Below are 22,166 nucleotides of genomic sequence, written 5' to 3' on the forward strand. Positions count from 1 at the left end.
GGCACCTGTTGGGGGGAACGGGTGCCGCCTGGACACCGGGGTGATTGGGGGGAATCGTGACCGGTGCCACCGGGAACGAGCCCGGCAGGGAACACTGTACCCCACGAAGGGGATGCGCCGACACTCCTGGACGCGGAACGCGAGGACCTGCGCGGATCGACTGTCCCGCTGCGCGCCGGCAGGTCCGCGGTGACGGACCGGACCGCAGGACGGCGCTCGCTGCCGGCACCGGGCCGGGTCCTCCGCCGGGAGCGCGGTCGGGAGTAGTCTCCGACTGCGCCCGGTCGTCGTCTGCCTCGGTGGTCCGACCGCGTCCCGGGCGGACGAGACGAAAGGACATCGATGACGATTCCGCAGCAGGCCGCTCCACAGCAGGCCGACACCTCCGACGACGCGACGACGTTCCCACCGTCGCCCGAGTTCGTCGCGGACGCCGTCGCCGACCAGGGCCTCCACGACGCCGCGAGCGCCGACCGGGTGGCGTTCTGGGCGGAGCAGTCCCGAGCCCTGCTCGACTGGCGGACGCCCTTCACGACGACGCTCGACTGGTCCGGGGCACCCTTCGCCCGGTGGTTCGCGGACGGGGAGCTCAACGTCGCCGAGAACTGCCTCGACCGGCACGTCCGGGCCGGCAACGGCGACCGCGTCGCGATCCACTTCGAGGGCGCGAACGGCGACACCCGCACCATCACCTACGCCGAGCTGACGGCGGACGTGCAGCGCGCGGCGAACATGCTGCAGGGTCTCGGCGTCGGGCGTGGCGACCGTGTCGTCGTGTACCTCCCCCTCATCCCGGAGGCCGTCGTCACGATGCTCGCGATCGCCCGGCTCGGCGCGATCCACTCCGTCGTCTTCGGCGGCTTCAGCGCCGAGAGCCTCCGCGCCCGGATCGAGGACGCCGGCGCGAAGGTCGTCGTGACCGCGGACGGCGGATGGCGTCGCGGTGCCGTCTCCCCGCTCAAGCCCGCCGTGGACGAGGCCCTGCAGGGCGAGGGCACGGGCAGCGTCGAGCACGTGCTCGTCGTGCAGCGCGGCGGCAACGAGATCGCCTGGACCGAGCGCGACCGGTGGTGGCACGACGAGTTCGCCGCCGCCGCTCCCGACCACGAGGCGCAGGCCTTCCCCGCCGAGACGCCCCTGTTCATCCTGTACACCTCGGGCACGACCGGGAAGCCGAAGGGCATCGTGCACACCTCCGGCGGGTACCTGACCCAGGCGGCCTACACGCACCGGAACGTCTTCGACATGCACCCGGAGAAGGACGTCTACTGGTGCACGGCCGACATCGGCTGGATCACCGGTCACACGTACGTCGTCTACGGTCCCCTCGCGAACGGCGTGACGCAGGTCCTGTACGAGGGCACGCCGGACGAGCCGCAGCCCGGTCGCTGGTGGGACATCGTGGACGCGTACGGGGTCACGGTCCTCTACACGGCACCGACCGCGGTCCGCGCCGCGATGAAGGCCGGTCGCCAGATCCCGGAAGCGCGCAGCCTCGAGTCGCTCCGGCTGCTCGGCAGCGTCGGCGAGCCGATCAACCCAGAGGCGTGGCAGTGGTACCGGCAGGTGATCGGCCACGACCGGACCCCGATCGTCGACACGTGGTGGCAGACGGAGACCGGCGCGATCATGATCTCGGCGCTGCCCGGCGTGACGAAGCTCAAGCCCGGCGCGGCACAGACCCCGCTGCCGGGGATCGTCACCGAGATCGTGGACGAGGACGGCACCCCCGTGGGTCCCGGCGGCAGCGGCTACCTCACCGTCACCGAGCCGTGGCCGTCGATGGCGCGCGGCATCTGGGGCGACGACGACCGCTTCGTCGAGACGTACTGGTCACGGTTCCCGGGCCGCTACTTCGCCGGCGACGGCGCCCGGCTCGACGGCCAGGGCGACATCTGGGTGCAGGGACGCGTCGACGACGTGATGAACGTCTCCGGGCACCGACTGTCCACCGCGGAGATCGAGTCCGCGCTCGTCGGGCACGAGGGAGTCGCCGAAGCAGCGGTCGTCGGTGCCGCCGACGAGACGACCGGGCAGGCCGTCGTCGCGTTCGTGATCCTCACCGCCGAGGCGGCCGAGGGCGTCGACCGCGAGGCCTCCGCCGCCGAGTTGCGCTCCTGGGTCGGCAAGCGGATCGGCCCGATCGCGAAGCCCCGTCAGGTCGTCATCGTCCCGGAGCTGCCGAAGACGCGGTCCGGCAAGATCATGCGCCGCCTCCTCCGCGACGCGGCCGAGGGGCGTCGCATCGGCGACACGACGACGCTGGCCGACCCGACGATCATGGCGACCATCGCGGACCTGATGTAGCCGGACGGACGCAGGAAGGGCCTCCCGTCACACCGGCCGGGAGGCCCTTCTGCGTCCCACGGACGCGTCGCGTCCGCAGGTGGTCAGGCCGTCAGCTCGACGACCAGCTCGACCTCGACCGGTGCGTCCAGCGGCAGGACCGCGACGCCGACCGCGCTGCGCGCGTGGACGCCCGCTTCGCCGAACACGTCGCCGACGAGCTGCGACGCGCCGTTCGCGACCGCCGGCTGCCCGGTGAACGAGGGGTCGGAGGCGACGAAGACCGTCACCTTGACGACCCGGGCGACCCGGTCGAGCGACCCGGCGACGCTCTGCACCGCGGCGAGGGCGTTGAGCGCCGCCACCCGGGCCTGCGCCGTCGCCGTCTCGGCGTCGACCGCTGACCCGACCTTGCCCGTCACCGGCAGGGCGCCGTCGATGAACGGCAGCTGCCCAGCGGTGAAGACGTGTGCGCCGGAGACGACGGCGGGGACGTACGCGGCGACGGGAGCCGCGACCTCCGGCACCGTGATGCCGAGCTCGGACAGGCGCTCGGCGACGCTCATGCCTCGGCCTTCGGACGCTTCAGGTAGGCGACGAGCCCGCCCTCCGGGCCGGTGACGACCTGGACCAGTTCCCAGCCCTGCTCACCGAAGTTGTTGAGGATGGCGGTGGTGTTGTGGATGATCAACGGGGTCGTGAGGTATTCCCAGCGGCTCATGCGGTTCCTTGCCAGCCTTCCAGTCCGAGGTGTCGTTTAGGCTGCATCCTATGTCTGCCCAGAAGACGTCTGCCCGCCGGACCAAGCCCGTCTCCGCAGTCGGCGCCTTCGTCGGTTTCGTCGGTTTCAGCGCACTCGCCGGCCTGCTCGTCACCATCGGTGTCACGCCGGCGATCGCGGTCGCCGGTGTCACGACGACCTCGACGATCGGCGTCTTCGAGTCGCTGCCCGAGTACATCGAGCTCGGCGACCTGCCCCAGCGCAACGAGGTGCTGGCGTACTCGGGCGGCAAGCCGACCCACCTAGCGACGGTCTACGACCAGAACCGCCAGGAGCTGAAGTACGACCAGATCAGCGAGAACCTCAAGAACGCCGCGATCGACGGTGAGGACAAGCGCTTCTGGCACCACGGCGGCGTCGACATGACCTCGCTCGTCCGCGCCGGTGTCGGCACCGTCGCCGGGGGTGGCCTCGGCGACTCCGGCGGTGGGTCGACGCTCACCATGCAGCTCGTCCGCAACATCAAGATGCAGCAGGCACTCGAGCTCCCCACGCAGGAGCAGCGGGTCAAGGCCTACAACGAGGCGACCAAGGTCTCCGTCTCCCGCAAGCTCGAGGAGATGAAGCTCGCGATCGGGCTCGCGAAGAAGTACCCGAAGAAGGACATCCTCACCGGCTACCTGAACATCGCCTACTTCGGTGACCAGACGTACGGCGTCCAGGCCGCGGCGCAGCACTACTTCGGCAAGAGCGCCACCGACCTCACCGCCGCCGAGGCCGCCTCGATCCTGGCGATCGTGCAGTCGCCGAACACGCGCAACCTGTCCGACCCGAAGTACTACGAAGCGAACGTCGCCCGGCGTGACGTGATCCTGAAGTCGATGTACGCCCAGAAGCACATCAACACCAAGGACTTCAAGGAGGCCATCGCCTCCAAGCCCGCCGACTACGTGCACCTGACCGACCCGACCCAGGGCTGCAAGGCCGCCGCCGGCAACGGATCCCAGTTCTTCTGCGACTACGCGGTGCAGGTCGTCAAGGAGATGTCCCAGCTCGGCTCGACGCAGAAGGCGCGCGACGCCGCCTGGCGCAACGGCGGCTACACGATCCAGACCACGCTGAACCTGGACCTCAACAACGCGCAGAAGGACCTGATCAACGCCTACGCGCCGAACACCGAGGCCCGGCTCGCCCTCGGCGGCGTCATCAACTCGGTCGAAGCCGACACCGGCCGCGTGCTCACGATGGTCCAGAACAAGAACTACAACCAGCTCGCGGGCTGCGGGACCGAGGGCGCCGACCCGAACGCCTGCGCCCCCGCTACGGACTCCGGCCTGAACCTCAGCGTCGACCAGGAGTACGGCGGCGGTGAAGGCTTCCAGACCGGTTCGACGTTCAAGCCGTTCACGCTGCTCAACTGGCTGCAGAACGGCCACGGCCTCGGCGAGATCGTCAACGGGACACCACGGACGTTCACGTCGTACCCGCTGTGCGGTTCGCAGTCACCGACGAACTACACGCCGAAGAACGACTCGGCCGGCGAGGGCGGCAACATGACGGTGGAGAACGCGACGTACCGATCGGTCAACGTGTCCTACATCAACATGGCGCAGAAGCTCGATTACTGCGACATCGCCAAGACGGCATACTCCCTCGGTGTCCATCGTGCGGCGCCGCGGGAACCCGTCGCCGCATTCGGCGACGACATGTCGAAGAAGACCACGAGGAACCTCGAGCTCTACGCCGGTTCCGTCCTCGGTGACAACTACATCGCCCCGCTCACGATGGCCGCGGCCTACGCCGGCATCGCCAACAACGGCACGTTCTGCCGCCCGATCGCGATCGACAACGTCACGAACGCGGACGGCAAGTCCCTCGGCGGCCAGGCGAAGGACTGCACGCAGGCCATCGACCCGCAGGTCGCCGCGACGGCGATCTACGCCCTGAAGAAGGTGCTGACCATCGGAACCGCCGGCGGCGGACGTACGCCGGAGGGCTTCGACGAGTTCGCCAAGACCGGTACCACGAACGACGCCGACCAGATCTGGCTGATCGGTGCGACGACCAAGGTGGCGACAGCGACCTGGATGGGCAACATCCAGGGCAAGCAGAACCTCCGCTTCGTCTACGGTCCGAACGGTTCCTACGCCGGCTCCCGCACGGCACTGTGGCGCCAGGCGCAGACGATCGTGAACACCCAGTACCCGGGTGGTCAGTTCGCCGACCCGTCGCCCGCGTCGATCCGCGGCAACAGCGTCGCCGTGCCGAACGTCCAGGGTCAGACCCCGGAAGCGGCTCGGGCAGCGATCGCAGCGGCCGGCCTGACCTACGTGGACGGCGGCGTCCAGGCCGGCGGCGGTACGCCGGGCACGGTCCTCTCGACCAACCCGGCAGCCGGGCTGCAGCTCTCCAAGGGGTCGAGCGTGACCGTGTACACGACCGACGGCTCACAGGCCGCCATCCCCGAGGTGACCGGCAAGCAGATCGGCGACGCGCAGGACGCCCTCGCCGACGCCGGGTTCACGAACGTCTCCGTGTCGAAGGACTACCCCGAGGGGAACGGCGACAACGAGTGCCTCGTGGCCGCGGTCGACCCCGGCCAGGGCACGGCGGTGTCGAAGGACACCGGGATCACCCTGTCCGTGTACGGCAACAAGAACGGCAAGTCGCCGAAGGGCTGCCGGTGACCCGAGCGCGTGGTGCCCTCGGCGTCCTCGCCGCGGGCGCCGCGCTCGGAGTCGCCTCCGCCGCCTGGGGCTCCCTCGTGGAGCGCCGCGCGTACACCATCCGCTGGGAGACCGTCCCGGTGCTGCCGGTCGGCTCCCGGGACGTCACCGTCCTGCACCTGTCCGACATCCACATGGCCCCGTGGCAGTCGGACAAGCAGCAGTGGATCCGCGACCTCAGCCTGGTCGAGCCGGACTTCATCGTGAACACCGGCGACAACCTCGGCCACGCGACCGCGAACGCCGCCGTCGAGTACGCCCTCGAGCCGTTCCGCGGGATCCCGGGCGCCTTCGTCTACGGGTCGAACGACTTCTTCGCACCGTCACCCCGCAACCCCGCGCAGTACCTCGCCGGGCCGAGCACCATGCGGGCCCATGCCGAGCCGGCGAAGCTCGACGTGGACCGTCAGACGGCCTTCTTCGAGTCCCTCGGGTGGCTGGACCTCAACGACCACGCCCGTGCCGTCGAGATCCGCGGGTCGCGCTTCGAGCTCTTCGGCACGTCGGACGCACACCGCGACTGGGACCGGCTCGACCTCCTGCCGGCGAACGTCGACGAGATGCGCTCCGAGGTGCCGTGGTCGGAGGACGAGAGCGGCCCCTCCCCCGTCTCCATCGGCGTCACGCACGCGCCCTACCGTCGCGTCCTGGACGCCTTCGTGACACAGGGCGCGGACATCGTCTTCGCCGGGCACACGCACGGCGGCCAGGTGGCGGTCCCGGGCGTCGGCGCGCTCGTGACGAACTCGGACCTGCCGCGCCGGTACGCGAGCGGCTTGCACCAGTGGCAGAACCGCACGCACTGGTCCTGGTTGAACGTGTCGGCCGGACTCGGGACCTCGATCTACGCGCCCGTGCGGTTCGCCGTCCGGCCGGAGGCGGTCGTCGTCACGCTGACGGCCCGCACCTGACCGCTCCCCCGTCGATCGCGACGCGCCCGGCCGACACCGCGTGGTCGTGAGCACCCCCGATCATCGGATAGACTTCTGGGGTTGCTCCGGGAACGGAGTGATCACACCGCGGGGTGTGGCGCAGCTTGGTAGCGCGCGTCGTTCGGGACGACGAGGTCGCAGGTTCAAATCCTGTCACCCCGACACACAAGGCCCCGGCTTCTCAGGAAGCCGGGGCCTTCGCCGTTCCCGGAGTTCTCCGGCGCCGCCGGACTTCGTCGGCACAACAGGAACCGGCCCGAACCACGGGAGTCCGTGGTTCGGGCCGGTTCCTGTTGTGCACGTCCAGAACGCGCCACGCAAGCCCGCGTCGCGCAAGCCGGCGTCGTGCGGACGGTCCAAGCTGCTCGCCGGCGCGCACCCGGTCCGCGCGGCGTCAGGCGACGGCGACGCCCGGCCGGACGAGCCGCCCCTCGGCGTGCAGCCCCGCCACGACCTCGAGCGCCTGGTGCCGGTAGCGTGCCTGCGCGGCCCCGGGAGCGACGATCACCCCGTCGGCGCCGGTCGACTCGACCAACTCGTTGATCTTCGCCGCGACCTGGTCCCGGGAGCCGTACGCCTGACGTTCCGTCCGGGCGGCGATGAACCGTCGCTCGAGGTCGGAGAACTCGTACGCGCGGGCCTCCTCCATCGAGACCGGCTCGGGCTTCGCGCCCTGACGCATCCGGATGAACGAGATCATCCCGGGCGCGCTCTGCTCGTCCACGACGGCCGGGTCCTCGTCGGTGACGACCTGCACGCCGATCAACGCGAGCGGCTCGGAACGGAAACGCGAGGGTCGGAACGCCTGGTGGTACAGCGCGAGCGCCGCCTCCGTGTTGTCGGACGCGAAGTGGTGCGCGAAGGCGAACGGGATCCCCAGCGCCCCGGCGACCTGTGCGCTGTAGCCCGACGAGCCGAGCAGCCAGAACTCCGGGACGTCGCCGTAACCGGGCACGGCACGGATGCGGGCGAGCGGGTTCGACTCCTCCATACCGGTGAAGAAGCCGACCAGGTCGGCCAGCTGCTGCGGGAAGTCGTCGACGTCGAGCCGGTCCGTCCGCCGGAGGGCCATCGCGGTCGCGCCGTCCGTCCCGGGCGCGCGGCCGATGCCGAGGTCGACCCGGTCGCCGTACAGCGCTCGGAGGGTGCCGAACTGCTCCGCGATGACGAGCGGGGCGTGGTTCGGCAGCATGACGCCACCGGAACCGATGCGGATGGTGGAGGTCGCGGCACCGACGGCGCTGAGCAGGACCGCCGGCGCGGACGAGGTGATGCCCGGCATGCCGTGGTGTTCCGCGACCCAGAAGCGCTCGTAGCCGAGCTGTTCGGCCCGGACGGCCATGTCGATCGAGCCCTGCAGGGCCTCGGTGTTCGACTGCCCGTACTCGCGCGTCGCGAGGTCGAGGACGGAAAGGTGCAGGGGTGCGTCACTCATGTCCACAGCAACGCGCCGCGCCGCGCGCTCATTCCGGGACACGTGTCGGACGGGAGGCCCGGGATCGGTCCGGTCTGCGCCTCCTGTCCGGACCGGCTCTCCTGTCCGGACCGGGCTCAGTGTCCGGTCTCGCCGTCCAACCGGCCGCCGGACTCGGTGAGGTAGCAGTTGGCGCAGAGCGACTCGTACTCGACGTCGACGCCGTCGATCGCGACCTGTGACCCGTCGAACACGAACCGGCCGTCGACCTTCCGGGCGTTGAACACGGCCTTGCGCCCGCAGCGGCAGATGGTCTTGAGCTCCTCGAGGGAGTGCGCGACCTCGAGGAGGCGACGGCTGCCGGGGAACGCCTCGGTGCGGAAGTCGGTGCGGATGCCGTACGCGAGGACGGGGATCTCGTCGAGGACGGCGATCCGGAGCAGGTCGTCGACCTGCCGGGGCGTGAGGAACTGCGCCTCGTCCACGAGCACACAGCTGACCGGCCGGACCATGCCGTCGAGTGCTGCCGACTCCGGATCGGTCGCGCCCGCCTCGGCCACCGCAGCACGGACGTCCGCCTCGGCGGGGAGCACGACGTCCACGGTCCGCGTCACGCCGAGCCGCGAGACGATCTCGCGGTCGCCCTTGGTGTCGACGCTGGGCTTGGCGAGCAGGACGCGCTGGCCGCGCTCCTCGTAGTTGTACGCAGCCTGCAGGAGCCCGGTGCTCTTGCCGCTGTTCATCGCGCCGAAGCGGAAGTAGAGCTTGGCCACTACGCGAGGAACCCGTCCTCCGCCGCGCGACGGATGAGGTCGGACTTCTTCGACGCCGGACGGCCGACCTTCGCGTACTTCTCACGGACACGGCGGAGGTACGTCTTGGCGGTCTCGTACTGCACGTTCATCTGTGCCGCGACCTCGTTCGTCGAGTAGCCCGACACGTACAGGCGGAGCGCTTCCTCCTCGCCGTGGCTGAGCTTCGGACGCTGGTGGGCGCTCGCCCCCGTCGGCAGCGGACGCCATTCGCGCTGTGCCGGCGTCTCACGCGCGACGCCCATCACCTCACGCGCGATGTCCATCACCTCGCGCATCGGCAGGGACTTCGAGAGGAACGCCGCTGCACCGGCTGCGAGGGAGCGGTCGCGGGACTCGCGGGCGTCGACGCTCGACAGGACGATCACCTTCGCCCCGGCTGCTCGGCACGTGCGGACGCGGGCCTCGATCGACACCGGCTCCTTGAGCTGGAAGTCGAGGAACACCAGGTCGGTCGGGAAGCTGTCGCTGTGCACCATCTCGAGCCAGGTGTGTGCGGTGAGGGCCAGGTCGAAGTCGAAGGCGTTCACCGCGATCCAGCTCGACAGGCTGTCGAGCAGGACCTCGTGGTCGTCGAGGATGGCCAAACGCACCCGGCGGGAACCCGGGGCCGGCATGGCGGGACCGCCCTCCGGGAACCGGGTCGGGTCAGTGCTGGTCATACGAGAACCTTAATGTCAGGGACGATGGTCGGACGGCGACGTCGAGGTCCGGGAACGTCACGCGGAGCACGGCGACGTACGGATCGAACGCCCGGTGGATGCCGACGTCGGAGTCGGCCACGGCGACGTCGAAGGTCATCGTGACCGCGCTGCCCGCAGCCGACGGGTCGGGAGGCGCGACCGTCACCCGGACGCCGGCCGGGTCGACGGTGTCGGCCGCGAGCACCACGCGCACGAAGGTCCGGACGACGGTCCGCTGGTCGGCGTCCATCGCCGCAGCGAGGCCGAGCGGGTCGACGACGGTGGCGGCGGGGTCCCCCGCGATGCGCACGGCGTACTCCAACCACGTGCGGTCCGCCTCGGCGACCATGACCTGCCGGATGCCGTCGGCGATGGCCCGTGCCCGCGCCCGGTCCGCGTCCGTCAGCGTCGTCCGCGTGCGGAGCTCGGCGAAGAAGGGGGCCACGTCCCGCGCGAGGATCGTCGACCGGTCCTGCTGCACGCTCGACGTGATGCCGTCGCGTTCGGCACGTTCCACCGAGTACGACCCCGCACGGATCTGCACGCGCTCCGCCAGACCGGCGAAGGTGTGGGCGAACACGGCCGACGCGGCGGTGAGGACGAGGGTCGGAGCGGCGGCCAGGAACGCGGCGACCGGCACCGGGACGCCCGCGGGGTGCACGAACGCGACCGCCCCACCGGTGGCGGCCCCCACGACGGCGAGGGCGAGACCGCCCGCGACGAGGTCCGTCCACGGACGGTACGGAGCGACGACCACGATGCCGATCGCACCGAGCAGCACCATGAAGTCGTTCACGAGCGACCGGTCGGGACCCCACTGCGCGGCCGCCGCGGTCACGGTCGCGAGCGCGAGCAGTGCGACGTGGGCGACGAACGCCCACCGGGTGAAGGGCGCCCGGAACGGACTGGAGGCGGTGAACACGACGACCGCGGAGGCGGCGAGCAACAGGACGGTCAGGGCGCTCAACGTCGGCGCGCCGACCACGTCACGGTCGAGGATCGACACCAGGGAGGCCCAGAGCACGCCGCCGGCACCGAGGACGACCGCGAGCGGTCGGGACCCCATCGCGCCGAGCGGGTCGTACTGCTGCGCGGTCCGTCGTCCCGGACCGCGGCGCGTGGTGCGGCTCACGAGGCCCGCTCCACGTCGTCGTGCGGTCGGAGGGGCACGGGGGCGTTCGCCGACGCGTACGGCACGCTCATCATGACGCTCGTCCCGGACCCGGGCGAGGACCACACCTGCACGTCCCCGCCGACCCGGCCGATGCGCTCGCGGACCGAGTTGCGGAGCCCCATACGGTCGGCTCCGGTGGCCTGTTCGTCGAACCCGCGCCCGTCGTCCACGACCATCACGGTGCACGCCAGGCCGTCGTCGAAGACACTGACCTCGGCCGCGTCGGTGCCGGCGTGCTTGCGGACGTTCGTCAGGCACTGGGCGACCGCACGGAGCACCGCGGTCATCGCCTGTGGGTCGAGCCGGGCGACCGACACCGGGTCACCGGTCACGGTGATCTGCAACCCCGTGGATCGTTGCTCGTCGAGCATGCGGTCGAAGGCCGCGACCGCGACCGTGGTCGTGTCGTCGGCGCCGTCGTCCGCCGCCGGACCGTCCGCCGCGAGCCAGGCACGCCCGGTGAGCATCGCGACGTCCGCCTCCATCGTCTGCACGAGGTGCTCGTTCATCGGACCGGCCGGCGCCAACGCGATCGCGTTGAGGTGGTTCAGGACGGTGTCGTGCAGGATGGCCGCGGCTTCGGCCTCGATCCCCGCCCGGTACGCCGTCACGTGCTCTTCGCGGGCCGACCGCAGCAGCTCGGGTTGGATGCGCTCGGACCGCGTGGTCGACCGGTTCACCGCCACCACGAGACCGATGACGAACCCGAGCGTCACCCACGCGAGCACGAGCGGGTGGTCGGGGCCGCCGGCCTGTGCGGCGACGACCGACGTCACGACCCGGCCCACGACGAAGCCGGACACCGACCAGAGCACCACGCGGAGCGTCCCGCTGCCGGTGCCGCCGATGAGCACGAGCGGCACGACGACCAGGGAGAGCAGGTACGAGGTCACCCACGGGACCCCGGCGAGTTCGCGTTGCACGACGGTCGCGAACCAGTACGCGCAGATCCCCCCGACGACGAGGAACGCAGCCGCCGACCGCCAGGTGCCGACGTGGACGTGGACACCGATCATCACGAGCATGGGGACCACGGCGAGCACCGCGCCGAGGACGTGGTCCGTCGGAGCGTCGACGCGGTAGAGCAGCAGCAGGAGCGCAGCGGCGACGAGGGACCCGATCGCGGCTGCGTGGAAGGCGCGCACGGTCGACCACGCGTTCACCCGTGGGGCGAGATGCGTGGGGATGCCGAGCACCGGGGCTGTCCTTCCGTGCGGTCGAGGGGTCACGGAGCACTCGGACTCCGAGTGCTCACCGCCGCGTCAGACCGTGGGGTGGTCCGTCAGCGGCGGGGGCGCCGTCTTCGATCCAACCACGATGGGTGCTGGTGTGTACCCCGATCAGATCGCCAGGCGGCGGACTCGTCCATGGTAACGGCGACCACCGACGGGCCACTGTCCCCCGGAAGCGGGATCGACGATCAGAAGAGACGCGGTTCCGCCGTGCGGACCGCACCCGTCTCGCGGACCGCACCCGTCGGACGGGTCGCCTCCGTCAGCCGGGTCGGGCCCGTCGGCCGACCCGCCTCCGCCGAGGCCGGGGCAGAAGCGGCCACACCGGGGGCCCCGGTGCCCGGGCCGAGCCCGTTCGACGGCCGGTACTCGGCGCGGTGGGCGTACCCGGGGTCCGCGCGCTTGAGCGGCGACTGGTCCGACGTCCGGGGCACGGCGTCGTCCGAGAACCCCATCGATCCGGTCGCCGGGTCGACCTTTCCCAGGGACAGGCCGTGCTCGTGCAGGATCGGCCGGACCCGCTCGGCCAGCCAGCGCCGGTAGTCCTTCGGCGCGTACGTGTTGTCGAGGTACATGGCCCGGTAGCGCCCCACGAGGTCGGGGTGCGTCCGGCCCAGCCACTCGTACCACCACGGCTTGATCCCGGGCTTGAGGTGCAGCGCGGAGTACATCAGGCTCGTCGCGCCGGAGGCAGCCGCGCGCCCGACCGCGTGCTGCAGATGCGCCCGCGTGTCCGTGATGTACGGCAGGACCGGCATGAGGAACACCGAGCAGTCGAGCCCGGCGTCGCGGACCGCCCGCACCGTGGCCAGGCGTGCAGAGGTCGTCGGGGTGCCGGGCTCGACGGACTGCTGCAGGTCGTCGTCGTACACCGCGATGGACATCGCGATGTCGACCGGGACGGACTTCGCGGCCTCGACCAGGAGCGGGATGTCCCGTCGGAGCAGACTGCCCTTGGTGAGGATGCTGAAGGGCGTGCCGGAGTCGGCCAGGGCGCGGATGATCCCCGGCATGAGCCGGTACCGTCCCTCTGCGCGCTGGTACGGGTCGGTGTTCGTGCCGAGGGCGACCGGGTGCCGGTCCCAGCTCGGCTTCGCGAGTTCCCGGGTGAGCACGTCGGCGACGTTCGTCTTCACGACGATCTGCTGGTCGAAGTCCGCCCCGCCGTCGAACTCCAGGTAGGTGTGGGTCGGACGGGCGAAGCAGTACACGCAGGCATGACTGCAGCCGCGGTAGGGGTTGATCGTCCACCCCCACGTGCCGCCGTCCGCTCCCCCGACCTTGTTCAGCGCGGACTTCGCCAGGACCTCGTGGAAGGTCACCCCGACGAACTCGGGGGTCGTCACGCTCCGGACGAACCCGCTGTTCAACTCGAGTCCGGGGAGCATGTCGCTCCGCTCGGCCGTGATCGCCTGCCCGTCCCAACGCATGCTCCCATTCGAACACACGTTCGAACGAGGCGCAAGGAGGGGGATGTCAGCGGTGCAGGCCCAGCACCGCCGCCGTACGGTCCAACGTGGCGCTCGCCAGGGCCGCGTCGTCGCCGAGGTCCTGACCGTACGTCGGCACCATCTCGCGCACCGACGCCTGCCAGCCGTCCCACCGGTCCGGGAAGCACCGCTGCAGCAGCCCGAGCATGATCGGGACCGCGGTGGACGCTCCCGGGGAGGCACCGAGCAGGCCGGCGATCGACCCGTCCCCGGACGTGATGACCTGCGTGCCGAACTGCAGGACACCGCCCTTCTCGGGGTCCGGCTTGATGACCTGCACCCGCTGCCCCGCGGTGATGCGGTGCCAGTGCTCCGGCCGTGCGCTCGGCATGAACTCGCGGAGCGCGTCGAACTTCGTGCGCTTCGAGGCCAGGAGCTGCCCGACCAGGTACTTCACCAGGTCGAAGTTCGAGAACGCGACCGCGAGCATCGGACGGAGGTTGTGCGGGCGGATCGACGTGAACAGGTCGAGCACCGACCCCTGCTTGAGGAACTTCGGGCTGAACCCCGCGTACGGTCCGAACATGAGCGACGCCTGCCCGTCGACGATGCGGGTGTCCAGGTGCGGCACCGACATCGGCGGAGCCCCCACGCTCGCCTTGCCGTAGACCTTCGCCGCGTGCTTCTGCACCACCTCCGGGTCGTCGGTGCGCAGGAACTCGCCGGACACCGGGAAGCCGCCGTAGCCGCGGATCTCCGGGATGCCGGACTTCTGCAGCAGCTGCAGCGCCCCGCCGCCGGCACCGACGAACACGAACTTCGCCGCGATGCGCTGCTTCGAGCGACCGACCTCGTTGCGGACGTCGAGCACCCAGCCGTCGGAGACCTTCGAGCGGGCGATCTTCGTCACGCGGTGCGACGGTTCGAACTGCAGGCCGTCGATCTCGAGCTGGTCGAAGAGCTGCCGGGTGAGGGACCCGAAGTCGACGTCGGAGCCCGCCGCCGAGTACGTCGCCGCGATCGGCTGGTCCTTCTTGCGCCCCGGGATGAGGGCCGGTGCCCACTTCCGGATCTGCTCGGCGTCCTCGCTGTACTCGAGCCCGGCGAAGAGCGGGTGGTCCTTCATGGCGTCGTAGCGCGCGCGCATGTACGCGACGTTGTCCGCGCCCCACACGAACGAGATGTGCGGCGTCGGGTTGATGAAGCTCGTCGGGTCGGGCAACGTCCCGTCCTCGACCAGGTGCGACCAGAACTGCCGGGACACCTGGAACTGCTCGTTGACCGTCACGGCCTTGGCGATGTCCACGCGGCCGTCGGGGAGCTCGGGCGTGTAGTTGAGCTCGCACAGCGCCGAGTGGCCCGTCCCGGCGTTGTTCCACGGGTTGGAGGACTCCTGCGCCGCACTGCCCAGCCGCTCGTACACGCGGATCGTCCAGTCCGGCTCGAGCCGGTGGATGATCGCGGCGAGCGTGGCGCTCATGATCCCTCCGCCGACGAGGACGACATCGATGGGGTCCACCTGCTTCACTGCCACCCGTCGAGCCTACCGCCGCTGCCTGTCCGACGACGGGAGGCGCGGTACCAGCCGGCACCGTCCCTCCAGGCACGGCCGTCGCGCCGCTGGCGCGTCGCGCCGGTACCGGCCGGCGGGGCCCGCCTCCCGTCCGTCGTGCGGCCGTCGGGTCAGACGGTGACCGTCCGCTTGGCGACCACCGTCTCGGCGATCTGGACCGCGTTGAGCGCGGCGCCCTTCCGGAGGTTGTCGTTGCTGACGAAGAGCGCCAGGCCGCGTCCCTCGGGCGCGGACTGGTCGGCACGGATGCGTCCGACGAAGGACGGGTCCTGCCCGGCCGCCTGCAGCGGCGTCGGGACGTCGGAGAGCTCGACGCCGGGGGCGGCGGCGAGCACCTCGGTCGCGCGCTCCGGCGACAGCGGACGGTCGAACTCGGCGTTCACCGAGATCGAGTGGCCGGTGAAGACGGGAACACGGACGCAGGTGCCGGCGACCAGCAGGTCCGGCAGGCCGAGGATCTTCCGGCTCTCGTTGCGGAGCTTCTTCTCCTCGTCGGTCTCACCCTCGCCGTCCTCGACGATGCTGCCCGCGAGCGGGACCACGTCGAAGGCGATCGGCCGGACGTACTTCGCCGGTTCCGGGAAGGTGACGGCGGACCCGTCGTGAGTCAGCGCCGCGGTGTCCTGCTCGAGCGCCGCGCGGGCCTGGCCGAGCAGTTCCTCGACCCCGGCCAGGCCGCTGCCGGACACGGCCTGGTACGTCGTGGCGACGAGGCGACGGAGGCCGGCCTCGGTGTCGAGCACCTTGAGGACCGGCATGATCGCCATCGTCGTGCAGTTCGGGTTGGCGATGATGCCCTTCTCGGCGTCGTCGATCGCCTCCGGGTTCACCTCGCTGACCACGAGCGGGACCTGCGGGTCCATCCGCCACGCGCTGGAGTTGTCGATGACCAGGGCGCCGGTGGCGGCGAAGCGCGGCGCGAGGGAGCGCGACGCGGTCGCACCCGCGGAGAACAGGGCGATGTCGATGCCGGACGGGTCGGCCGTCTCGGAGTCCTCGACGACGATCTCTTCGCCACGGAAGCGCAGCGTCGTGCCGGCCGAACGGGCGCTGGCGAAGAACCGGACCGTGGTGGCCGGGAAGTCGCGCTCCTCGAGCAGCCGACGCATCACGGCGCCGACCTGTCCGGTGGCGCCGACGACGGCGACGGTGAGCTGGGTGTCGGTCATGGTCGTGCTCCTGCTCGGTTCAGCGGCCGGTGCCGGCGTAGACGACGGCCTCGTTGTCGGCGTCCAGCCCGAACGCCTCGTGCACGACGCGCATCGCCTCGTTGAGGGTGTCGGCACGGGTGACGACCGAGATGCGGATCTCGGAGGTCGAGATCATCTCGATGTTGATGGACGCGTCGTGCAGGGCCCGGAAGAGCTGCGCCGAGACACCCGCATTGGTCCGCATGCCGGCACCGACCAGTGCGAGCTTGCCGATCTGGTCGTCGTACTGGATGCCCTCGTACCCGATGTCGGACTTCGACACCTCGAGCGCGGTGAGGACGCTCTGGCCCTGGTCCTTCGGCAGCGTGAAGGAGATGTCGGTCCGCCCCGTCGAGGCCGCCGACACGTTCTGCACGATCATGTCGATGTTCGCCCCGGCGCGCGCCACGATCGTGAAGATCTCAGCCGCCTTCCCGGGCTGGTCGGGCACGCCGACGACGGTGATCTTGCCCTCGGAGAGGTCTCCGGCGATGCCGGTGATGATCGGTTCTTCCACGGTTTCCCCCTCGGCAGGGTTGTAGACGATGGTGCCCTCGACGTTGCTGAACGAGGAACGGACGTGCAGGGTGACGCCGTGCCGTCGGGCGTACTCGACGGCGCGGATGTAGAGGACCTTCGCGCCGGACGCCGCGAGCTCGAGCATCTCCTCGGTCGTGACGCGGTCGATCTTCCGGGCCTTCGGGACGATCCGCGGGTCGGCGGTGAAGATGCCGTCGACGTCGGTGTAGATCTCGCAGACGTCGGCGTCGAGCGCGGCCGCGAGGGCCACGGCGGTCGTGTCCGACCCCCCGCGTCCGAGCGTCGTGATCTCACCGGTGGTCCGGTTGAAGCCCTGGAAGCCCGCGACGATCGCGACGTGGCCGGCGTCGAGCGCCTCACGCACCCGCTTCGGGGTGACGTCCACGATGCGGGCCTTGCCGTGCTGCGCGTCGGTGAGCATGCCCGCCTGGCTGCCCGTGTACGACGAGGCCTCGACGCCGAGGCTCTTGATCGCCATCGCGAGGAGCGCCATCGAGATGCGCTCGCCCGCGGTCAGGAGCATGTCGAGTTCCCGCCCGGCCGGGATCGGGGTGACCTCGTGTGCCAGGTCGACGAGTTCGTCGGTGGTGTCCCCCATCGCGGACACCGCCACGACGACGTCGTTGCCGGCCTTCTTCGTCTCGACGATGCGCTTCGCGACGCGCTTGATGCTCTCGGCATCCGCGACGGACGAACCACCGAACTTCTGCACGATCAAGGCCACGGGCACGCACTCCTGGGGACGGTTCACCGCGACGTCACGCGGCTCGACGATCGTAGCCGGTGTTCCTCGGATGTTGCGTCGGAGCGGGTCGCGACGCAACGATCCCGCGCGGTCGGATCAGCCGCCGACGACCCGTCGACCCTCGAACGCGCGGCCGAGCGTCACCTCGTCGGCGTACTCCAGGTCGCCACCGACCGGCAGACCGGACGCCAGGCGGGTCGTCCGGATGCCCATGGGCACGAGGAGGCGGCTGAGGTACGTCGCCGTCGCCTCGCCCTCGAGGTTCGGATCGGTGGCGATGATGACCTCGTCCACGGTCCCGTCCGCGAGCCGCACCATGAGCTGCTGGATGCGCAGGTCGTCCGGGCCGACACCGTCGATCGGGCTGATCGCACCGCCGAGCACGTGGTAGAGCCCGCGGAACTCCCGCGTGCGCTCGATCGCCGCGACGTCCTTGGCCTCCTCGACCACGCAGATCGTGCTCGGCGACCGACGTGGGTCGCGGCAGATGCTGCACCGGACGTTCTCGGTGACGTTGCCGCACACCTCGCAGAACCGGACCTTCTCCTTCACCGTGCCGAGGAGCTCGGACAGCCGGGTCGGGTCGAAGGACTCGGTCTGCAGGATGTGGAACGCGATGCGCTGTGCCGACTTCGGCCCGATGCCGGGCAGACGCCCGAACTCGTCGATGAGGTCCTGCACGATGCCGTCGTACATCAGACACCCCCCTCGGTCAGCGACGTCTCCTCGATGAACTGCGCGCCGAGGATCTCACGCACGACGGCCTCGCCGTAGCGCCCGGGCACGGCGGTCCGGCGGACACCGGACTGGTTGCCGGCGGCCTGCTGCCCCTGCTGCCGCGGCTGCGCGGTGGGCTGCTGCTGGCCACCGGACGGTTGCGCCGTCCGCGGCGGCGCCGACTGCTGACGGGGAGCGGTCTGCTGCTGCGGAGCCGTCTGCGCCGGGCGACCACCACCCGGACCGGGGTCCGGGAACGGCGCACCGTCGTCGAACGGCTCGTCGTCGAGCGGGTAGTCGTCGACCGGCACGGCATCCGAGGGGACGCCGGGTGCGGTCCGGGGTGTGTCTCGGCCGGGAGGCCCGCCTTGCGTGACCGCGTCGGCACGGATCGCCTGGTCGTCGCTCCCGGTTCGGGCAGGTGCACCGACCGGACCCGAGGCGGCGGGAGCAGCGTCCGGCGCCGGCTGCTGCGCCGTCCGCTCGGCCGGCGCGACGGCTGCGTCGGCGGGCACGGTACCGAAGGGGGCGGCCCACGACGGCTCGATGTCCTCGGGGACGGCACCGGCCGTCGGGTCCGAGGCGGGGATGGTCGCGACGGCCCACTCCGTGACCGGGCCGGCGTCCTGCGGAGCGGCGTCCTGCGGCTCGGCGTCCTGCCGGGCAGTGGCGTCCCGCTGCGGGGCGGTGCGCTCCGTCGACCGGCCCTCCGAGCGGTCGACGGCCGGTGTCGAGCCGGAGCCCGACGGACGGTCCACCGTCGTGCCCTGGCGGGCGGCAGGTCGCGATCCGGCGGACGGCGCCGAGGCACCGGCGCTCGGCGCCTCCTGCTGGGAGCGGGACACCGGGGCGCCGCTCGGGCCGCCCTGTCGGTCGGGCGCCGCCTGCGCCGGAGCGTCCTGCGTGCGGGCGGACTGCGCCGGAGCTGCCTGGCGTACCTCGGCTCGCCCCGCACCGGCCTGGGGAGCTGCCTGCGTCCGAGCAGCCTGCGACGGAGCAGCCTGGGTCGGCGCGGCCTGCGTCGGCGGGCTCGGCGGTCGCGTCGTACCGGCTCCGGCTGCACCGCCTCCGGGCCCGCGGGCGACGAACTTCACCCGGAAGCCGAGCACGTCGTTGATCGCGGCACGCAGGTGCTCGCTGACGCTCGTGTTCGGGTCGCTCATCTCCTTGAACGACGCCACGTCCTGCTGGCTCGGGAAGGTCAGCGTGAGGACGTCGTCCTTGAGCGCGGTGACCTGCGCCGTCGCGACGACCGCCCACGCGGAGCGCTTGGCTCGTTGGACGTGCTCGACGATCTGCGGCCAGGTGTCGCGCATCTGCTGGAGGCCCACCGGGGTGACCGACCGCACGGCCGGCTCGTCACCGATCACGGTGCCGACACCGGTGGACGACGGCGACGCCTGGCCATCGCTGGTCTGCGGGGACGGGGACGCCGCCGGTGCAGGAGTGCTCTCGGGGACGGCGGCAGCCCACGAGGCCGCCGCGCTCCGGGCGGCGTCGACGGTCGGGGCTGCCTGCGGCGACCCGGCCTGCTCGGACGTCCCTGCGGCAGGGGCGGACCCGGCGACCGGAGCGGTCGTGCTGGTCGTCGAACCGGGGGCCGCCGACACGGGTGCCGATGTCGCGGGTGCCGCCGGTACCTGCGCGGCCGTCGTCGCCGGTGTCGTCGTGGCCGGCGCGGCCGTCGCCGGCCGGGCGGGAACAGCAGCAGGTGCGACGGCGGCGGGAGCGGCCGTCGGCAGCTCCGCCGGTCCGGCCTGGTGTCCCCCGGCGTCGCCGACGCCGACGCGACGCTCGAGCCGTTCGACACGTGCGAGGGCACCACGCTGGGTGTCGTCGGACTCCGGCACGAGCATGCGCGCGACCATGAGTTCGAGGTGCAGTCGCGGCGAGGTCGCCCCGGTCATCTCGCTGAGGGCACGGTTGGCGATGTCGGCTCCGCGGGACAGCGCCGTCGCACCGAACACCCCGGCCTGCCGGGACATGGTGTCGAGCTCCTCGGGCGAGACGCCGCGCAGCACGGCGCCCGCGCTCTCGTTCGTGGCCGCGACGACGATCAGGTCACGGAGGCGTTCGAGCAGGTCCTCGACGAAGCGCCGCGGGTCCTGTCCGGTCTGCACGACGCGGTCGATCGCCGAGAACGCCGATGCCGGGTCGGCCACGGCGAGCGCGTCGACGACGTCGTCGAGCAGTGCGGCGTCGGTGTACCCGAGGAGCGCGACCGCCCGCTCGTAGGCGATCGCACCGTCCTCGCTGCCGGCCATGAGCTGGTCGAGCAGGGACAGGGTGTCGCGCACGGACCCGCCGCCGGCGCGCACGACGAGCGGCAGCACGCCCGGCGCGACCGACACCGACTCCTGCGCGCACAGCTGCTCGATGTACTCGAGCATCGTCGCGGGCGGGACCAATCGGAACGGGTAGTGGTGGGTGCGCGAGCGGATGGTGCCGATGACCTTCTCGGGCTCGGTCGTCGCGAAGATGAACTTCACGTGCTCCGGCGGCTCCTCGACGAGCTTGAGCAGGGCGTTGAACCCCTGCGGCGTCACCATGTGCGCTTCGTCGAGGATGAAGATCTTGTAGCGGTCGCGAGCGGGCGCGAAGACCGCACGGTCGCGGAGGTCGCGGGCGTCGTCGACGCCGTTGTGGCTCGCGGCGTCGATCTCGATGACGTCGAGCGACCCCCCGCCGCCGCGGGCAAGTTCGACGCAGCTGGGGCAGACGCCGCAGGGCGTGTCGGTCGGGCCCTCGGCGCAGTTCAGGCAGCGCGCGAGGATGCGCGCCGAGGTGGTCTTGCCGCAGCCGCGCGGCCCGCTGAACAGGTACGCGTGGTTGACGCGGTTCGTCCGGAGCGCCGTGCGGAGAGGGTCCGTCACCTGCGACTGCCCGATGAGTTCGGCGAAGTTCTCGGGCCGGTAACGGCGATACAGGGCGGTGACCACGCGACCAGGGTAGTCGGCACCGCCGACACCTCGGCACCGCTCTCCACAGCCACGGAGAACGAAGAAGACTCCCCACGCGCGGAACCGGCACAGCCCCGGTTCCCCCGCAACGACTCCTCGGAAGACGAAGAAGACTCCTCACGCACGGAACCGGCACAGCCCCGGTTCCCCCGCAACGACTCCCGGAAGATGAAGAAGACTCCTCACGCACCCGCCAGAGCCCGGTTACCCTTGCTGCGTTTCCGCCCTGGGGGAGTTGGCCTGGATGGCGTCACGTGAGGAGCCGCTGAACACTCTACCGGACGCGAGGAGCAGCATCGAACGCATGAAGATCGCCATCGCCGGAGGCCACGGGCAGATCGCCCTGATCCTCGAACGGCTCATCACCGAAGCCGGCCACGACGCCGTCGGCATCGTCCGCAACCCAGCACACGTCGCCGACGTCGAACAGACGGGCGCGAAGGCGCTCGTCGCCGACCTCGAGCAGCTGTCGGAGGAGGACCTCGCCCTCCGCCTCCGCGGCTTCGACGCGGTGGTCTTCGCCGCCGGCGCCGGGCCGAACAGCGGCGCCGAGCGGAAGCTCTCGGTCGACCGGGACGCGGCCGTGCTGCTCGCGGAGGCCGCGGTGCGCCTCGACATCGACCGCTACGTGATGATCTCGGCGATGGGCGCCGACTCGTACGACCCCGAGGCCGCGAGGTTGCCCGCCGAGGACGAGGACGGCGTCTTCCAGGTCTACCTCCGCGCGAAGGCGGAGGCGGACGCCAACGTCCGGATGCGCCGGTTCCGGTGGACGATCGTCCGTCCCGGCGCCCTGCTCGACACCCCGCCGCAGGGCACGGTCTCGGTCGGCAGGACGGTGCCGCGTGGCTCGATCCCCCGCGCCGACGTGGCGGCGGTGGTCCTGCACGCGCTCCTCGACGACAGCGCGGTGGGCCAGCAGTTCGAGGTCACGAGCGGGGACACGCCCATCCCGGCGGCCCTGCACGCGCTCGGCTGACCGAGCCGACCCGACGACGGCCAGGAGGCCCACCACCGGACCGGTGGACGGG

General features: G+C 71.3%; 16 protein-coding genes, 1 tRNA gene, 1 other RNA gene and 1 pseudogene. 5 read left to right on the forward strand and 14 right to left on the reverse strand.

What is annotated here, in order from left to right; genetic code table 11:
- Positions 1 to 342 precede the first annotated feature (342 nt).
- Positions 343 to 2,307, forward strand: a complete 1,965-nt coding sequence (gene acs / locus DEJ34_RS10570) for an acetate--CoA ligase (RefSeq protein ID WP_110911126.1) — start codon at positions 343 to 345, stop codon at positions 2,305 to 2,307.
- Between the two features lie 83 nt (positions 2,308 to 2,390).
- Here acs and DEJ34_RS10575 read toward each other — a convergent pair whose 3' ends face one another.
- Both DEJ34_RS10575 and sp36 read right to left on the reverse strand, forming a co-directional pair.
- The gene (locus DEJ34_RS10575) at positions 2,391 to 2,852 is read right to left on the reverse strand and encodes a RidA family protein (protein WP_110911127.1); all 462 of its coding nucleotides are present in this window, start codon (positions 2,850 to 2,852) and stop codon (positions 2,391 to 2,393) included.
- An 11-nt stretch (positions 2,853 to 2,863) separates the two neighbouring features.
- A pseudogene (sp36, locus tag DEJ34_RS10580) lies at positions 2,864 to 3,007 on the reverse strand (Sp36 family protein); the annotation flags it as partial.
- 50 nt (positions 3,008 to 3,057) lie between these two features.
- Here sp36 and DEJ34_RS10585 point away from each other — a divergent pair.
- From DEJ34_RS10585 to DEJ34_RS10595, 3 genes are all read left to right on the forward strand, one after another.
- The gene (locus tag DEJ34_RS10585) at positions 3,058 to 5,694 is read left to right on the forward strand and encodes a transglycosylase domain-containing protein (protein ID WP_110911128.1); all 2,637 of its coding nucleotides are present in this window, start codon (positions 3,058 to 3,060) and stop codon (positions 5,692 to 5,694) included.
- Positions 5,691 to 6,644, forward strand: a complete 954-nt coding sequence (locus DEJ34_RS10590) for a metallophosphoesterase (protein ID WP_110900522.1) — start codon at positions 5,691 to 5,693, stop codon at positions 6,642 to 6,644. The genes DEJ34_RS10585 and DEJ34_RS10590 overlap by 4 nt, the downstream gene beginning before the upstream one ends.
- A gap of 109 nt (positions 6,645 to 6,753) precedes the next feature.
- Positions 6,754 to 6,827 (forward strand) — tRNA-Pro (locus tag DEJ34_RS10595).
- Between the two features lie 232 nt (positions 6,828 to 7,059).
- Here the strand turns inward: DEJ34_RS10595 and DEJ34_RS10600 are convergent.
- The 12 genes from DEJ34_RS10600 to ffs form a co-directional block, all read right to left on the reverse strand.
- Positions 7,060 to 8,100, reverse strand: a complete 1,041-nt coding sequence (locus DEJ34_RS10600; protein ID WP_110911136.1) for an LLM class flavin-dependent oxidoreductase — start codon at positions 8,098 to 8,100, stop codon at positions 7,060 to 7,062.
- Positions 8,101 to 8,216: 116 nt separating this feature from the next.
- Positions 8,217 to 8,852 (reverse strand): thymidine kinase, encoded by a 636-nt coding sequence (locus DEJ34_RS10605; protein WP_110824594.1) that lies wholly within the window; start codon positions 8,850 to 8,852, stop codon positions 8,217 to 8,219.
- Positions 8,852 to 9,553, reverse strand: a complete 702-nt coding sequence (locus DEJ34_RS10610; RefSeq protein WP_258365935.1) for a DNA-binding response regulator — start codon at positions 9,551 to 9,553, stop codon at positions 8,852 to 8,854. The genes DEJ34_RS10605 and DEJ34_RS10610 overlap by 1 nt, the downstream gene beginning before the upstream one ends.
- Positions 9,540 to 10,706, reverse strand: coding sequence for a hypothetical protein (locus tag DEJ34_RS10615; RefSeq protein ID WP_110911129.1), 1,167 nt, complete (start codon positions 10,704 to 10,706; stop codon positions 9,540 to 9,542). The genes DEJ34_RS10610 and DEJ34_RS10615 overlap by 14 nt, the downstream gene beginning before the upstream one ends.
- The gene (locus DEJ34_RS10620) at positions 10,703 to 11,944 is read right to left on the reverse strand and encodes a sensor histidine kinase (protein WP_110911130.1); all 1,242 of its coding nucleotides are present in this window, start codon (positions 11,942 to 11,944) and stop codon (positions 10,703 to 10,705) included. Before DEJ34_RS10620 ends, DEJ34_RS10615 begins: the two co-directional genes overlap by 4 nt.
- Before the next feature lie 224 nt (positions 11,945 to 12,168).
- Positions 12,169 to 13,410 (reverse strand): Rv2578c family radical SAM protein, encoded by a 1,242-nt coding sequence (locus tag DEJ34_RS10625; protein ID WP_110911131.1) that lies wholly within the window; start codon positions 13,408 to 13,410, stop codon positions 12,169 to 12,171.
- A gap of 46 nt (positions 13,411 to 13,456) precedes the next feature.
- Positions 13,457 to 14,890, reverse strand: coding sequence for a malate:quinone oxidoreductase (locus tag DEJ34_RS10630; protein WP_284180727.1), 1,434 nt, complete (start codon positions 14,888 to 14,890; stop codon positions 13,457 to 13,459).
- Positions 14,891 to 15,093: 203 nt separating this feature from the next.
- Positions 15,094 to 16,152, reverse strand: coding sequence for an aspartate-semialdehyde dehydrogenase (locus DEJ34_RS10635; protein ID WP_110900517.1), 1,059 nt, complete (start codon positions 16,150 to 16,152; stop codon positions 15,094 to 15,096).
- Between the two features lie 19 nt (positions 16,153 to 16,171).
- Positions 16,172 to 17,437 carry an aspartate kinase gene (locus DEJ34_RS10640; protein ID WP_110824600.1) on the reverse strand — a complete coding sequence of 422 codons (1,266 nt, stop codon included), beginning with the start codon at positions 17,435 to 17,437 and terminating at the stop codon, positions 16,172 to 16,174.
- A gap of 117 nt (positions 17,438 to 17,554) precedes the next feature.
- Complete coding sequence (recR, locus tag DEJ34_RS10645; protein ID WP_110890002.1) at positions 17,555 to 18,154, reverse strand: recombination mediator RecR; 600 nt, start codon at positions 18,152 to 18,154, stop codon at positions 17,555 to 17,557.
- Positions 18,154 to 21,114: a DNA polymerase III subunit gamma and tau gene (locus DEJ34_RS10650; protein ID WP_110912043.1), complete on the reverse strand. Its 2,961-nt coding sequence runs from the start codon at positions 21,112 to 21,114 to the stop codon at positions 18,154 to 18,156. Before DEJ34_RS10650 ends, recR begins: the two co-directional genes overlap by 1 nt.
- A 191-nt stretch (positions 21,115 to 21,305) precedes the next feature.
- An RNA gene (gene ffs, locus DEJ34_RS10655) (signal recognition particle sRNA small type) lies at positions 21,306 to 21,402 on the reverse strand.
- Between the two features lie 37 nt (positions 21,403 to 21,439).
- Here ffs and DEJ34_RS10660 point away from each other — a divergent pair.
- Positions 21,440 to 22,114 (forward strand): NAD(P)H-binding protein, encoded by a 675-nt coding sequence (locus tag DEJ34_RS10660; RefSeq protein ID WP_110824603.1) that lies wholly within the window; start codon positions 21,440 to 21,442, stop codon positions 22,112 to 22,114.
- Positions 22,115 to 22,166 lie beyond the last annotated feature (52 nt).

The organism is Curtobacterium sp. MCPF17_050 (assembly GCF_003224435.2).
Lineage (GTDB): Bacteria > Actinomycetota > Actinomycetes > Actinomycetales > Microbacteriaceae > Curtobacterium.

Coding starts and splice junctions, on each gene's coding strand:
- acs (WP_110911126.1), top strand. CDS start 343: ATGACGATTCCGCAGCAGGCCGCTCCACAGCAGGCCGACACCTCCGAC.
- DEJ34_RS10610 (WP_258365935.1), bottom strand. CDS start 9,553: ATGACCAGCACTGACCCGACCCGGTTCCCGGAGGGCGGTCCCGCCATG.
- DEJ34_RS10585 (WP_110911128.1), top strand. CDS start 3,058: ATGTCTGCCCAGAAGACGTCTGCCCGCCGGACCAAGCCCGTCTCCGCA.
- DEJ34_RS10635 (WP_110900517.1), bottom strand. CDS start 16,152: ATGACCGACACCCAGCTCACCGTCGCCGTCGTCGGCGCCACCGGACAG.
- DEJ34_RS10630 (WP_284180727.1), bottom strand. CDS start 14,890: ATGAGCGCCACGCTCGCCGCGATCATCCACCGGCTCGAGCCGGACTGG.
- DEJ34_RS10660 (WP_110824603.1), top strand. CDS start 21,440: ATGAAGATCGCCATCGCCGGAGGCCACGGGCAGATCGCCCTGATCCTC.
- DEJ34_RS10575 (WP_110911127.1), bottom strand. CDS start 2,852: ATGAGCGTCGCCGAGCGCCTGTCCGAGCTCGGCATCACGGTGCCGGAG.
- DEJ34_RS10600 (WP_110911136.1), bottom strand. CDS start 8,100: ATGAGTGACGCACCCCTGCACCTTTCCGTCCTCGACCTCGCGACGCGC.
- DEJ34_RS10625 (WP_110911131.1), bottom strand. CDS start 13,410: ATGCGTTGGGACGGGCAGGCGATCACGGCCGAGCGGAGCGACATGCTC.
- recR (WP_110890002.1), bottom strand. CDS start 18,154: ATGTACGACGGCATCGTGCAGGACCTCATCGACGAGTTCGGGCGTCTG.